13 protein-coding genes are annotated in these 14,099 nt (G+C 47.3%); 10 read left to right on the top strand and 3 right to left on the bottom strand.

What is annotated here, in order from left to right; all coding sequences use genetic code 11:
- Nucleotides 1-90: 90 nt before the first annotated feature.
- Entirely contained in the window at nt 91-657 is a 567-nt protein-coding gene (locus NJR55_RS10830) for a nitroreductase family protein (RefSeq protein ID WP_253619956.1), read from the top strand.
- On the opposite strand, the gene asnS is transcribed toward NJR55_RS10830, so the two are convergent.
- Complete coding sequence (gene asnS, locus NJR55_RS10825; RefSeq protein WP_253619954.1) at nt 654-2,054, bottom strand: asparagine--tRNA ligase; 1,401 nt, start codon at nt 2,052-2,054, stop codon at nt 654-656. The genes NJR55_RS10830 and asnS overlap by 4 nt on opposite strands.
- Nucleotides 2,055-2,161: 107 nt before the next feature.
- Between asnS and NJR55_RS10820 the strand changes: the two genes are divergently transcribed.
- Complete coding sequence (locus NJR55_RS10820) at nt 2,162-2,521, top strand: hypothetical protein (RefSeq protein WP_253619952.1); 360 nt, start codon at nt 2,162-2,164, stop codon at nt 2,519-2,521.
- Here NJR55_RS10820 and bioA read toward each other — a convergent pair.
- Nucleotides 2,475-3,815, bottom strand: coding sequence for an adenosylmethionine--8-amino-7-oxononanoate transaminase (gene bioA / locus NJR55_RS10815; protein WP_253619950.1), 1,341 nt, complete (start codon nt 3,813-3,815; stop codon nt 2,475-2,477). The genes NJR55_RS10820 and bioA overlap by 47 nt on opposite strands.
- Nucleotides 3,816-3,916: 101 nt before the next feature.
- Here bioA and bioB point away from each other — a divergent pair, with 101 nt between their 5' ends.
- The 7 genes from bioB to NJR55_RS10780 all read left to right on the top strand — a co-directional run bounded on the left by bioB (nt 3,917) and on the right by NJR55_RS10780 (nt 10,784).
- On the top strand, nt 3,917-4,954 hold the full coding sequence (gene bioB, locus NJR55_RS10810; RefSeq protein ID WP_011234570.1) for a biotin synthase BioB: 1,038 nt from the start codon (nt 3,917-3,919) through the stop codon (nt 4,952-4,954).
- A gap of 24 nt (nt 4,955-4,978) precedes the next feature.
- Nucleotides 4,979-6,109 carry an aminotransferase class I/II-fold pyridoxal phosphate-dependent enzyme gene (locus tag NJR55_RS10805; RefSeq protein ID WP_253619948.1) on the top strand — a complete coding sequence of 377 codons (1,131 nt, stop codon included), beginning with the start codon at nt 4,979-4,981 and terminating at the stop codon, nt 6,107-6,109.
- 33 nt (nt 6,110-6,142) lie between these two features.
- Nucleotides 6,143-6,901, top strand: a complete 759-nt coding sequence (locus NJR55_RS10800) for a methyltransferase domain-containing protein (protein WP_253619947.1) — start codon at nt 6,143-6,145, stop codon at nt 6,899-6,901.
- A gap of 18 nt (nt 6,902-6,919) precedes the next feature.
- Complete coding sequence (bioD, locus tag NJR55_RS10795; RefSeq protein ID WP_253619946.1) at nt 6,920-7,588, top strand: dethiobiotin synthase; 669 nt, start codon at nt 6,920-6,922, stop codon at nt 7,586-7,588.
- Nucleotides 7,589-7,651: 63 nt separating this feature from the next.
- Nucleotides 7,652-8,515, top strand: coding sequence for a protease HtpX (htpX, locus tag NJR55_RS10790; protein ID WP_253619945.1), 864 nt, complete (start codon nt 7,652-7,654; stop codon nt 8,513-8,515).
- A 72-nt stretch (nt 8,516-8,587) separates the two neighbouring features.
- On the top strand, nt 8,588-9,946 hold the full coding sequence (locus NJR55_RS10785) for a class II 3-deoxy-7-phosphoheptulonate synthase (protein ID WP_114981305.1): 1,359 nt from the start codon (nt 8,588-8,590) through the stop codon (nt 9,944-9,946).
- A gap of 40 nt (nt 9,947-9,986) precedes the next feature.
- Nucleotides 9,987-10,784, top strand: coding sequence for a DUF1338 domain-containing protein (locus NJR55_RS10780; RefSeq protein WP_253619944.1), 798 nt, complete (start codon nt 9,987-9,989; stop codon nt 10,782-10,784).
- A 30-nt stretch (nt 10,785-10,814) separates the two neighbouring features.
- On the opposite strand, the gene ppsR is transcribed toward NJR55_RS10780, so the two are convergent.
- Nucleotides 10,815-11,624, bottom strand: a complete 810-nt coding sequence (ppsR, locus tag NJR55_RS10775) for a posphoenolpyruvate synthetase regulatory kinase/phosphorylase PpsR (RefSeq protein ID WP_253619943.1) — start codon at nt 11,622-11,624, stop codon at nt 10,815-10,817.
- Between the two features lie 107 nt (nt 11,625-11,731).
- On the opposite strand from ppsR, the gene ppsA reads away from it, so the two are divergent.
- Nucleotides 11,732-14,098: a phosphoenolpyruvate synthase gene (ppsA, locus tag NJR55_RS10770; protein WP_253619942.1), complete on the top strand. Its 2,367-nt coding sequence runs from the start codon at nt 11,732-11,734 to the stop codon at nt 14,096-14,098.
- Nucleotide 14,099 lies beyond the last annotated feature (1 nt).

Below are 14,099 nucleotides of genomic sequence, written 5' to 3'. Positions count from 1 at the left end.
TAATAAAATCAGGCCTTAGCATATCGAATGTCTGAGTGACAGACCAGTCAGAGAATGTAACTAACCATTACACATTGAATAAGGTGAAGTATGAATGCCGAAGAGTTATTAACCAGCCGTTCCTCCATGCCGCGTTTGAGTGAACCCGGTCCTACTATAGAGCAACTGGAGTTAATTAAGGCCGCAGCTGTTCGTGCGCCTGATCATATGGGACTAACGCCATATCAGTTTATTCAGTTTCAGGGAAAAGATAGGCAGATTCTGGCGGATATCTACCAGCAGGCTGCCCGCCTTAATGACTTTTCGGAAACGGTCATAGAGCAGGCTGGGCAGCTGCCTTTCCGGGCACCAATGATAATTGTTTCTTGTCTATGTTTTCAGGAACATCCGAAAGTCCCCCGTGATGAGCAACTATGTACGGTTGCCTGTGCAACTCACGGCATGCAGCAAGCGGCTTTTGCACAAGGTATAGGTGCTATTTGGCGTACCGGATGGATGGCTGAGGACGACTTTATCAAGGAGCAGTTGGGATTATCTGTGGACGACGCCATTGTCGGCTTTTTATACGTAGGGACACCTGCAGTCCCTACGCCAATAAAGCCTCAGAAAGATTCATCACCATTTTTCATGAACGGTAATGACTTAGTGCTGGATTAAAATTCAGCACTTCTCGGAGCCCGAGGGAAAGGTATAACGTCACGAATATTTTGTACGCCGGTAACATAAGCCACTAAGCGCTCAAAACCCAGGCCAAAACCGGCGTGAGGAACAGTACCGTAACGACGTAAATCGCGGTAGAAGCCGTACTCTTCTTTTGGCAGGTTCATTTCTTCAATGCGCTGGTCAAGAATGTCTAAACGTTCTTCACGGGCGGAACCACCAATAATCTCACCAATACCTGGCGCTAAAACGTCCATAGCGGCAACGGTTTTGCCGTCTTCGTTCTGACGCATGTAAAACGCTTTAATATCGCGCGGATAGTTTTTCAGAATAATTGGTGCGCCGACATGTTCTTCAGCTAAGTAGCGCTCGTGCTCTGATTGTAAATCCACACCCCATTCAACCGGATACTCAAACTTTTTATCGCAGTTTTTCAGTATCTCAATGGCATCGGTGTAATCCATATGCACAAAGTCATTATTAACAATGGCTTCTAAACGGCTGATGGCGTCAGAGTTAATGCGCTCGGCAAAGAACGCCATGTCGTCCGGGCGCTCTTCCAGAACGGCTTTAAACACATACTTAAGCATGGCTTCGGCTAAGCCGGCAACATCATCTAAAGTGGCAAACGCCAGCTCGGGTTCTACCATCCAGAATTCAGACAAGTGACGGCTGGTGTTCGAGTTTTCAGCACGGAAGGTTGGGCCGAATGTATAAACTTTAGATAAAGAGCAAGCGTAAGACTCTACGTTCAGCTGACCCGACACCGTTAAAAACGCTTCTTTGCCGAAAAAGTCTTCAGAGTAGTCGACTTCGCCTTTATCTGTTTTCGGGATATTCAGCATGTCCAGTGTTGAAACACGGAACATCTCACCGGCACCTTCACAATCGGAAGTCGTGATGATTGGTGTACTCACCCACAAATAACCTTCCTCATGGAAGAAGCGATGAATAGCCTGAGATAACGCATTACGCACACGCATGACCGCACCGGTAATGTTGGTACGCGGACGCAAATGCGCGTATTCACGTAAGTATTCCATGCTATGACGTTTAGGAGCCATAGGGTAGGTATCGGGATCTTCCACCCAGCCATATACATGAACTTTGGTTGCCTGTAGCTCGAAAGACTGACCTTTGCCCTGAGATGGAACCACCACACCGGTAATAGCAACAGAACAACCGGTCGTCAGCTTCTGCACTTCATTACTGTAATTGGGAAGTTCTGCCGGAACCACGGCCTGAATGGCATCAAAACACGAACCATCGTGCAGGTTAATAAAGGAAATACCGGCTTTAGAATCACGGCGGGTGCGCACCCAGCCCCGGACTGTGACGGTTTCATCGACAGCGACTTTTCCCGTCAGAACATCCACTACAGAAGCATACGACATGAGTTGGTTTTCTCCGAAATTTGCACTATTTTGCTATAGAAAGGTTGCTATGTTACCGCGCTTTGGCGCAGACTCAAGTATAACCCCTGAGAACAGAGAGAAAAATTATGAAAAGGGGATCCTTAGCGGATTTAAAGCAAGTACCATTTTGGTCACGCGTTCTGGGATGGCTGTCTATTTTTGGCTGGCTTATTTTTGTTATTGCCGCCGTTGTCTTTAATTATGCAAAACCCGAACGTAACACCATTTTAACTGAAATTTTCGGGATATCTGTCCGTGACTACTGGCAGATCACATTAGGTGACTTATTTGTCATCCTTTTGGTTATTGGGCTCTGCGTGAGTTTGCTCAGCCTTGCACTAAATTATATTCTTTTCCGTCAGGACAAGCAGCACCTGTGGATCAATATCCTGATACTGATCATGAGCTGTTTAGGCGGCTTGTCTCTTTACTTCTTTGGTTATTAAACCTTTTAATAGAGCTCTGAGTTTCAGCATAGTCTTTCATTGCAACGGTTAAACGGTTGAGCTCGTTCGTAGAAATAACATAGGGCGGCATAATATAAAGTAAGCGTCCGAACGGGCGTATCCACACCCCTAATTCAATAAAACGTTTCTGCGCAACTGCGACATCAATGGGATGATGCATTTCTAGTACGCCAATAGCCCCGAAAACCCGCGCGTCTTTAACCGCACTATACTTAGCCAGAGGAAGAAGCTCCTGCTTTAACTGGGCTTCTATTTCGGCTACTTGTTGTTGCCATTTGCCTTCTGCAATAATCGCCAGCGACTCAGCCGCAACGGCACAAGCTAAAGGGTTGCCCATAAATGTGGGGCCGTGCATTAATGCTCCGCCGCCGGGGCCGTGACCAATGGTTTCTGCTACCTTTTTCGTGGTCAACGCGGCCGCCAGCGTCATGTAACCACCGGTCAGAGCTTTACCAACGCAGAGAATGTCAGGTGTAATTCCTGCGTGTTCGCAGGCGAATAACTTGCCGGTACGACCAAAGCCTGTCGCAATTTCATCCGCTATCAGTAGTACATCAAAATCGTCACAAAGCTGGCGTATTAGCTTTAGATATTCAGGGTGATAAAAACGCATGCCACCGGCTCCCTGAACAATAGGTTCGAGAATAATAGCCGCCAACTCGCCGTGATGTCGCTCGAACCAGTGTCTGAGCTCGTCACCCGCGGTCTCTGCCCAGTCCTCGTCCGGGGTTAGCGATGGGGCATCGGCAAAGAGCTGAGAGTTAATAGCCTTATTAAAAAGATGGTGCATGCCGTTGACCGGATCGCAAACCGACATCGCTTTAAAGGTGTCGCCGTGGTAACCGCCTTTGATGGTTAGCAGTCGGTGCTTCTCCGGACGTTCCTGCGCCAACCAGTACTGCAAGGCCATTTTTATGGCTACTTCAACGCTGACAGAGCCTGAATCGGCAATAAATACTCGTTGCAGAGGCTCCGGAGTCATTTCAATAAGACGTCGGGCAAGATCAATAGCGGGTTGATGCGTGATACCGCCAAACATAACGTGGCTCATTTTATCTATCTGACTATGAGCAACGGCATCTAAGCGTGGATTACGGTATCCGTGAATAACAGCCCACCAGGAAGACATGCCGTCAATAACCTGATGCCCGGTGTCCAGGGTCAATGTGCAATCTTTCGCAGACTCGACTTTATAAGCGGGTAGAGGGTTCAGCATGGAGGTGTATGGGTGCCAAATGTGCTGTCGATCAAATTCGATATCGCTTTTGCTCATAAAGTAATCTATTGTAAAGTATTAAACTGAAAGTATATTGACAGTGTATCGAGCTGGATTATTCTAGTCGACCATAATTTGCCAAGCACACGAGATTTACCATGCCACAAATTCGTAACGACTGGACCATTGAAGAAGTTCAGAATCTTTTGCAGATGCCGTTGAATGACTTAGTTTTTGAAGCGCAAACCGTGCATCGCCAGCACTTTAACCCGAACGAAGTTCAGGTCAGCACTTTGTTGTCGATTAAAACCGGTGCCTGCCCAGAAGACTGTAAATATTGCCCACAAAGCGCGCATTATCACACCGGGCTGGATCGCGAGCGTTTGATGGCTGTAGAAAGTGTGCTGGCTGAAGCGCAGGCTGCGAAAGAGAAGGGTGCGAGCCGTTTTTGCATGGGTGCCGCCTGGCGTAATCCGAAAGACCGCGATATGCCTTACGTTATTGAAATGATCAAAGGCGTCAAAGCTTTAGGTTTGGAAAGCTGTATGACACTTGGCATGTTAAGTAATGAACAGGCCAAAATGCTGCAGCAGGCAGGGCTTGATTATTACAATCACAATCTGGATACCTCACCTGAATTTTACGGCGATATTATTACAACCCGAACTTATCAGGATCGCCTGAATACGCTGAATAATGTGCGTGATGCGGGTATGAAAGTCTGTGCCGGAGGCATTGTTGGTATGGGCGAGAGCGTAACCGACCGGGCCTCTTTATTAGTGCAGCTGGCTAACTTACCTAAGCACCCGGAAAGTGTCCCCATTAATATGCTGGTTAAAGTGGAAGGCACACCTTTTGCCAAGCTGGAAGACTTAGATAACTTTGAATTTGTACGCACAGTTGCCGTAGCTCGTATTCTAATGCCGGCTTCGCACGTGCGTTTGTCCGCTGGCCGTGAGGACATGAACGATGAAATGCAGGCGTTGTGTTTTCTGGCCGGTGCTAACTCTATTTTTTATGGCGAAAAGCTGCTGACCACCGCAAACCCTGAAGCAGATGCCGATTTACGTTTGTTCGAGCGTCTGGGTATAAAGCCTGAACAGCGTGATGGCTATGATGATGAAGTTCACACCGCGGTTATTGAAGACGCGATTAAAGAACAGCAAAATCCTGTTCGATACTACGACGCGTCTTAGTAGAGAATAGGCAGAGAATAGAGAGTGGATAAAATCGTGTTGGGGTATCAACAGCGGCTTAATGAGCGTAAAGGCTCTTCGCTGTTTCGCTCGCGAAAGGTACGTAGCTCCGACACTCATTGGCAATTGGATTTCAGTACCAATGATTATCTCGGCTTAAGCCAGCACCCGGATATAAAGCGTGCATTTAAGCAAGCTATTGATATCTGGGGTGTTGGCAGTACCGGTTCTCCTTTACTCAGCGGCTACAGCGCGGCTCATTGGGAACTGGAAGAGCTGCTGGCTGAATGGCTGGGTAAACCCAGGGCTTTGCTGTTTAACTCAGGTTTCGCGGCAAACCATGGTGTGTTGACAACCCTAGTCGATAAGCAAGAAAAGCTGTTTGCCGACAAATTGGTTCATGCCTCAATTATTGACGGTATGCAGCACGGCGAAGGGCGTTTTAAGCGATACCCGCATAACCAACCAGAGCCTTTGGTTGCTAAAGCATCGCCCGGCGACTGGTTTGTGACTGAAGGCGTTTTTAGCATGGACGGCGACTCCTGTGATTTAAACCAGCTGGCGTCTTTAAAGCACAAGTATGATCTGAAAATTATGCTTGACGATGCGCATGGAATAGCCGCGTATGGCGCTGAGGGTCGAGGTTCATTAGCTGTGGACTCCTCTGTTGCTGATGTCATAACCGGAACTTTTGGGAAAGCCATAGGTGTCGGCGGAGCCTTTGTTTGTGCCGATGATGACGAAATTGAAAGTCTGATCCAGTTTTGTCGTGATTACATTTATTCCACTGCGATGCCGCCAGCTCAGGCCGCTGCAATAAAAGCTTCTGTAGAAATTGTACGCAGCGCAGAAGGCGATGACCGTCGCGGAAGACTTGCTGAGCGCATCCAGTATTTTCGGGAACAGCTGAAACAGCGCGGTTTAAAAACCATTGATTCAGATTCCGCCATACAAACCTGGTTATTTAAGTCCGATGAAGACGCGCTAAACATGGCAACACAACTGCAGACTCATGGCTATTTATGCAGTGTTATTCGTCCGCCAACAGTACCTGCGGGAAGCTCCCGTATTCGTTTTAGCTTAACGTCGGAAATGTCGACGCCCGAACTCGCTCAATTCTGGAGCCGGGTAGATGAGGTTCTTAGCCAGTTATGAAATCCCCGTTATGAAATCTAAGTTATGAAACCAATGAATTTTCAACAGGCTGTTGCGCGGCAGTTCAATAAGGCGGCAAAGGACTATCACCAGCACGCGAGTATCCAGCGACTAACAGCAAACCGGCTATTAAGTTTAGGGCCGCGCGAGGCAAGTCAGGTACTGGATGTAGGCTGTGGTCCTGCGTCAACGACGGCAGAACTCTTACGCCGTGCGAGTCATTATCTTGGTGTTGATATTGCTCCTGCTATGTTGCTTAAAGCTGCCGCTGACTATCCTGAACTGAGCTGGCTTAATGGTGAATGGGAAGCTTTGCCTGTAGCTGACAATTCGGTCGACTGGCTTTTCGCTAATTTGTCTTTGCAGTGGGTCGATAAGTTACAACAAGCGATGAGGGAAGCTCATCGCGTTTTAAAGCCAGGCGGAATTGTAACCATTAATACTGTTGTCGAGGGCACTTTCAATTCTTTCATAAAAAGCTGGAATGCAGTGGATGACTTGCAACACACACATCGCTTTAAGTCCGCAGAGAGGGTGCAGAGAGCAATCGGTTCAGTTAACTGGCATCGCTCAGAATTCGTGTTAGAAGAACACACTCAATACTTTGCCAATGTCCGTGAACTTATAGGCAGTATTAAGGGGGTTGGTGCCAACTATGTGAGGCGAACTGATAACGCCGGACTGATGACGCGCAACCGCCTACAGCAACTGGAAAATGCGTTTGAGAATCATCGAACCTTACAGGGATTGCCACTTGAATGGTCAGTTCTTAATATTAAATTAGTTAAGTAGCATTGAGTTTAAGTTGATATGAACACTTATTTTATTACCGGAACAGACACTGATGCAGGAAAAACCGTTGCGGCATGTGCCTTTATTCAATATCTAGTGAAGCAGTCGCAACAAGTTGCGGTTATGAAGCCAGTGGCATCCGGTTGTTATTGGCAAAATGGTCAGTTGATGAATGAAGATGCTCTGAATTTAATGCGTCAATCTAATACTTCCTTTGATTACGAGAGAGTTAATCCCTATACCTTTGAAGCCGCAATTGCGCCTCATATTGCGGCAGCAGACAGTGGCGTGGTCATAGACAAACAACGCTTGTTGAAAGCGGTGGACTGGTTTCATGAGCAGTCAATAGACAGTTTAGTGATAGAAGGTGCCGGTGGCTGGCAGTTACCTCTGGCTCCGGGGTTACGTATGCCACAGGTTGTAAAAAACATTAATGCGAAAGTTGTGCTGGTGGTTGGATTAAAACTGGGTTGCCTGAACCATGCGTTGCTCAGCCTGAAATCAATAAAACAGGAAGGTTGCGAGGTTGCAGGTTGGATAGCCGTGCAAACCGGGCCGGAACCTATGCCGCGACAGGCCGAGAATCTTGTGTCGTTACGCGAGTTGCTGGGCGAGAAAGAGCTCGCTAATATTCCTTACACGCCAGGTTGGGAAGAAAAAGATTTGAACATTTATTTCCATAAGTAAGATTGAAATACGACCAAATACCCCCACATAACTTAGCAGATTAAGTTCCCCGGAGTACGAGCAATGAAGAGAATTTTGCTGTTTTTAGCGACTAACATGGCTATTTTGCTGGTTGTTAGCGTGGTCTTTAATATTGTGATGGCGGTAACCGGCATTGATGCACAAGGGTCAGTGGGTTTACTGGTGTTCTGTGCGCTGTTTGGTTTTGGTGGTGCGTTTGTATCGCTCTGGATATCACGCTGGATGGCTATTCGGTCAACCGGGGCCAGAGTTATAGAAAAACCGCAGAACCAATCTGAAGAATGGTTGTTACGCACCGTTCAGCAACAGGCGCAAAAAGCAGGGTTGCCTATGCCTCAGGTCGCGGTTTATCAGTCGCCGGAGCCTAACGCCTTTGCTACCGGTCGCAGTAAAAATGCTTCATTGGTTGCGGTCAGTACCGGGCTACTGCAAAGCATGAATGCCGATGAAGTTGAGGCGGTTCTTGCACATGAAATTAGTCACATTGCTAATGGCGATATGGTGACACTGACGCTAATCCAGGGTGTGATAAATACTTTTGTGATGTTTTTTGCACGGATCATTGCCAGCGCGATAATGCGGGGCGGTGATAATCAGCGGGGCGGCGGATTCGCTTATTATGGTGTCGTAATGTTGCTGGAAATCGTATTTGGCGTGTTAGCCAGCACCATTGTTATGTGGTTCTCTCGTCAGCGGGAATTCAGAGCGGATGCCGGGTCTGCTGATTTAGTCGGTAAACAAAAAATGATTGCTGCTTTACGCCGCTTACAGCAGGGCAAAGAGTCTGAACTTGATGGCACTATGCTGGCGTTTGGTATTAAAGGAAAGCGCTCAACTATGTCTAAGTTGTTTATGAGTCACCCGCCTTTAGATGAACGAATTCATGCTCTTGAGCAACGGCGTTAGTCGTTGCTTTTCAAGGGATACAGAGGTACATTCTTAACTCTTACTCACCGATAAAGCGGATAAATTTTTGTTATGGCCCAATGGAGTGCGCGCAGTTGGCGCGATAAGCCAATAGAACAACAACCGAAGTATTCAGATCCGTCGCAGTTGCAGGCTGTAGAACAGCAACTGAGTCAGTTCCCGCCTCTGGTGTTCGCAGAAGAGATACGAGCATTAAGAAACCAGTTAAAGAATGTCTGTGTAGGAGAGGGTTTCCTGCTGCAGGGCGGCGATTGTGCTGAATCCTTTAGTGACTTTAATGCACCGAAAATTCGTGACACTTTTAAGGTCATTCTGCAAATGGCCATTGTCATGACGTTTGCAGGCTCATGTCCGGTAACAAAAGTCGCACGCATGGCAGGGCAGTATGCGAAGCCGCGCTCCAGTGACTTTGAAACCATCGGAGACCTCAGTCTGCCCAGTTATCGTGGTGACATCATTAATGGTTCAGAATTTGATGAAATGGCTCGTCAACCTGACCCCGAACGTATGATTAAGGCTTATCATCACTCCGCAGCGACCATGAACTTGTTGCGAGCGTTTGCGCAGGGCGGTCTGGCAAACTTACACAAAGTGCATAAGTGGAACTTAAGCTTTATAGCTTCAAATCCGTTAAAAGAGCGTTACCAGAAAATAGCCGAAGAAATTCAGTCAGCGCTGCGCTTTATGGAAGTGTTGGGGATTAACTCGGAAAATAACGCCGCTATTCACGAGACCTCGTTATTTACCTCGCATGAAGCTCTGTTATTGCCTTATGAACAGGCATTGACTCGTACCGACACATTAACCGGCTTACCGTATGACTGTTCTGCACATATGGTCTGGATTGGAGAGCGCACTCGTAAGTTGGACCAGGCTCATGTCGAGTTTATGCGCGGCATTCATAACCCCGTTGGGGTAAAAGTAGGTCCAACTATGCCAGGCGACGAGCTCATTCAATTAATTGATGCACTGAACCCTGACAACGAACCTGGTCGTTTAACGCTTATTACTCGTATGGGTGCAGACAATCTTGCGAATAAATTGCCTGAATTGGTGCGTCGTGTGAAACAGGAAGGTCGCAATGTGGTCTGGTCGAGCGACCCGATGCATGGCAATACGATTAAGGCTGATAATGGCTTGAAAACCCGGAATTTTGACGCCATACATAAAGAGTTGAGGCATTTCTTTGCGATTCATCAAGCTGAAGGCACTTACCCAGGGGGTATCCATCTGGAAATGACCGGTGAAGATGTTACAGAATGTACCGGCGGTGCCTACCGTATAAGTGAAGCAGATTTGTCCAGTCGTTATCGCACTCAATGCGATCCACGACTGAACGCCGATCAAGTGCTAGAATTGGCGTTTTTAGTTGCAGAATCATTAAAAGCAGCCCGCAACGGCGCGGGTTGATCATCCCCTTTAACCGGATATTTAAGAGGTATATTTTTATATGTCGCAACAGGTAGAAGTGTTATTTGAAAACTTGTGGCAAGATTATTTATCGCGTACGCCTTCCGCAAAGAGAGTGCATCAAATCTTAGGCGAAGGGCATCCGATCGTTAACGATCACGTAGCTTTTCGTACCTTTGATATCAGTCCGGTTGGTCTGGAAGTACTGGCACAACATTTTCTGGACTTAGGTTACAAAGAGGGTGGTGACTACCACTTTGAAGCGAAAAAACTGCGCGCAAAACATTTTGAACATGAAGATCCTGAGTTACCAAAAGTATTCATCAGCGAACTAATGACTGCTGAATTTTCTGATGAACTGCAGAGCAAAGTCAAAGATATGGTGGCTCAGGTTTCGGTTGAAGACACCAAAAAGTCGGACTTTCTTTATTCGGGTACGCACTGGAAAGTCAGTTATGCCGATTACCAGTCACTGCTGGAAGAAAGTGAGTATGCTGCGTGGATGGCTGCATTTGGCTATTGCGCTAACCACTTTACGGTGAGCGTTAACCAGTTACCGGGCTATAAAACGCTTGAGCAGGTAAACCAGAAGTTAAAAGACAATGGCTTCAAACTGAATGCGTCTGGCGGTGAAATCAAAGGTTCTCCGGAGGTTTATCTGGAACAATCATCAACTATGGCTGACCGTCATCCGGTTGAGTTTTCTGATAAGACTGTCGAGATCCCCAGTTGCTTCTACGAGTTTGCTAAGCGCTACGAGATTGAAGACGGCAAACTGTATACCGGCTTTGTTGCAGCGTCGGCGGACAAAATTTTTGAAAGCACCAACGCTAAATAAAGTGTAGCTTTTAAGAATGCTAGAGCGGCATTAATAACGGTGCCGCTCTAAGTTTGTTTTAGCCAGAATTTTTGCGGCTATCTCTTCTACCGAATAATGAGTGGAGTTGATAAAAGGTACGGCCTCCCGGCTGTAGAGCCTTTCAACTTCGGCGAGCTCAAATCGACACTGCGCCATAGAGGCGTACTGACTGCCTTCCCGTCTCTGACTTCTAATTTCATGTAAACGCTGTGACGACAAGGTCAGGCCAAACAGCTTATGACGATACTGCTTAAGTTCTTTAGGCAATTGCAGTCGTTCAAAGTCGTCATCGTCAGTTAAAGGGTAGTTTGCAACCTTAATTCCGTATTGCATGGCCAGGTATAAGCTGGTCGGTGTTTTCCCTGTACGCGACACCCCAATTAAAATCAGGTCAGCTTTATCCAGTTGGTTTAAGCGTTTGCCATCGTCGTTATCCAGCGCGTAATTAATGGCATCTATTCTGAAATTGTAGTTTTTATGTACACCATGGGTACGATGTGTTTTCGGTTCCGCTTTAACGCCGAGCTCTTTTTCCACCGGCGCAACAAAGTGGTCTAAAAAGTCGTAGCAGATGCCTCCACAGTTGGTAATTTTTGCTTTTAGCTTCTCGTTAACGAAAGTATGGAAGATTAAAGGCGGCTCACCACTGTCGGAAACGGCTTTTTTTATTGTTTTACACACTTCATTTGCTTTTTCCTGACTATCGATAAAAGGCAATGTCTTGTGTTCAAAATTGACCGGAAACATGGACAAAAGCGCGTGGCCAAAGGCCTCGGCGGTTAATGCTGTACCGTCTGAAATGTAAAATGCATAGCGCACTGGCTAATCTCTTTTTAAGCGATTGTAGGTTCGATATTAACTTGTTGGGCCACAGCGTGTAAAATAGATGCCACTTCCATGCCGAAAAATCAATTAAGGATTGTGACGTGCAAGAATACGTAGTTTGGTACCAACATCTGGGAATGCAGGACGTAAACCGAGTAGGAGGCAAAAATGCCTCGCTGGGTGAGATGATCAGTAACTTAGCCGGAGCAGGAGTTGAAGTGCCCGGTGGTTTTGCAACAACGGCTGATGCCTATAACCAGTTTCTGGAGCAAAGTGGTTTAAACGATCGTATTCACGATTTGCTCGACACGCTTGATGTTGACGACGTGCAAGCCTTGGCTCAGGCTGGCAAAGAAATCCGCCAATGGATTATCGATACGCCTTTTCAGCCGGAATTTGAAGCGGCTATTAAAGACGCTTTTGCTGAGTTAAGTGAGAACAACGACGAATTTAGCTTTGCCGTACGCAGTTCTGCGACGGCAGAAGATATGCCAGATGCTTCATTTGCCGGCCAGCAGGAAACCTTCCTGAATGTACGTGGTTTGTCCCATGTAATGGAAGCCATCAAGCACGTATTCGCTTCGCTATTTAACGACCGTGCTATTTCCTATCGCGTTCACCAGGGCTACGACCACCGCGGTGTTGCGTTGTCGGCTGGTATACAGCGCATGGTGCGCAGTGACATTGCCTCGTCCGGGGTAATGTTCAGCATTGACACAGAGTCAGGCTTTGATGATGTGGTTTTCATTACATCGTCTTACGGTTTAGGCGAGATGGTCGTGCAGGGCGCGGTTAACCCTGACGAGTTCTACGTACATAAGCCAACGTTAAAAGCAGGGCGTCCTTCAGTACTGCGCAGAACGCTGGGCAGCAAAAAAATCCAGATGATTTTCTCTGACGACAGAGAGCATGGAAAACAGACACTAATTGAAGATATAGAAAAGTCGAAGAGCCTGACCTTCTCGGTAACCGACGAGGAAGTCGAAACACTGGCGAAGCAAGCTCTGATCATTGAAGAGCATTATGGTCGCCCAATGGACATTGAGTGGGCAAAAGATGGCGTCGACGGCAAGCTGTATATTGTTCAGGCGCGCCCGGAAACAGTTCAGTCAAACCAAAAAGGGCAAGCCATTGAGCGTTTTGCGTTAAAAGCAAAAAGTGACGTTGTCTGCACAGGTCGCGCTATTGGCCAGCGTATTGGTCGAGGTGTTGCTCGTGTTCTGAATGACATTAGCGAAATGGATAAAGTGCAGCCGGGCGATGTATTAGTTACTGATATGACCGACCCTGACTGGGAACCCATTATGAAACGAGCGGCGGCCATTGTGACTAACCGTGGTGGTCGTACTTGCCACGCAGCGATTATTGCACGCGAACTGGGCATTCCGGCGGTTGTTGGTTGCGGTGACGCAACTGACCATATCAGTAATGGTCAGGCCGTTACGGTTTCTTGTGCCGAAGGCGACACGGGTTATATCTACCAGGGCGAACTGGACTTTGATATTACCGAATCACAAATTGATGCCATGCCGGATCTGCCATTAAAAATTATGATGAACGTGGGGAACCCGGACAGAGCCTTCGATTTTGCCGGCTTGCCTCATGCTGGTATTGGCCTGGCTCGCCTCGAGTTTATTATTAACCGCATGATAGGTGTTCACCCTAAAGCCTTGCTTAATTACGACCAGCAAAGCGATGAGCTGAAAAAAACAATTGATAGTATGATGGCTGGTTACAGTAGCCCACGTGAATACTACGTAGCGCGTTTAGCCGAAGGTATTTCTACCTTAGGAGCCGCATTCTCACCAGAACGCGTGATTGTGCGTATGTCTGACTTTAAGTCGAACGAATACGCCAACCTTATTGGCGGAAAGCAGTATGAACCTGGCGAAGAAAACCCAATGTTGGGTTTTCGTGGCGCTTCACGTTATATCTCTGAAGAATTCCGTGACTGCTTTGCACTAGAGTGTGAAGCTATTAAACGCGTTCGTAACGATATGGGTCTGACCAATATCGAAATCATGATCCCGTTTGTCAGAACTCTTGAAGAAGGCCGTAAGGTTATTGAACTTCTGGCCGAGCAGGGACTGGTTCAGGGCGAAAATGGTTTACGCGTTATTATGATGTGTGAGCTGCCTTCTAATGCTCTGCTGGCTGACGAATTCCTCGATATCTTCGACGGTTTTTCTATTGGGTCTAACGATTTAACCCAGTTAACTTTAGGCCTGGATCGTGATTCCGGCGTTATCGCGCACTTATTTGACGAACGTGACGAAGCTGTGAAGAAACTGCTAGCCATGGCCATTCAAACGGCGAAGAAACGCGGCAAGTACGTTGGCATTTGTGGTCAGGGACCGTCGGATCATCCTGACTTTGCAGCCTGGTTGGTTGATCAGGGCATTGATTCGGTATCGCTGAACCCGGACACTGTTATTGAGACCTGGATGTATCTGGCGGAAAATCTGTAAG

The organism is Idiomarina rhizosphaerae (assembly GCF_024159085.1).
GTDB lineage: Bacteria > Pseudomonadota > Gammaproteobacteria > Enterobacterales > Alteromonadaceae > Idiomarina > Idiomarina rhizosphaerae.
Note: the sequence above shows the minus strand (reverse complement) of the source record. Positions and strands in the feature narration are given on the sequence as shown.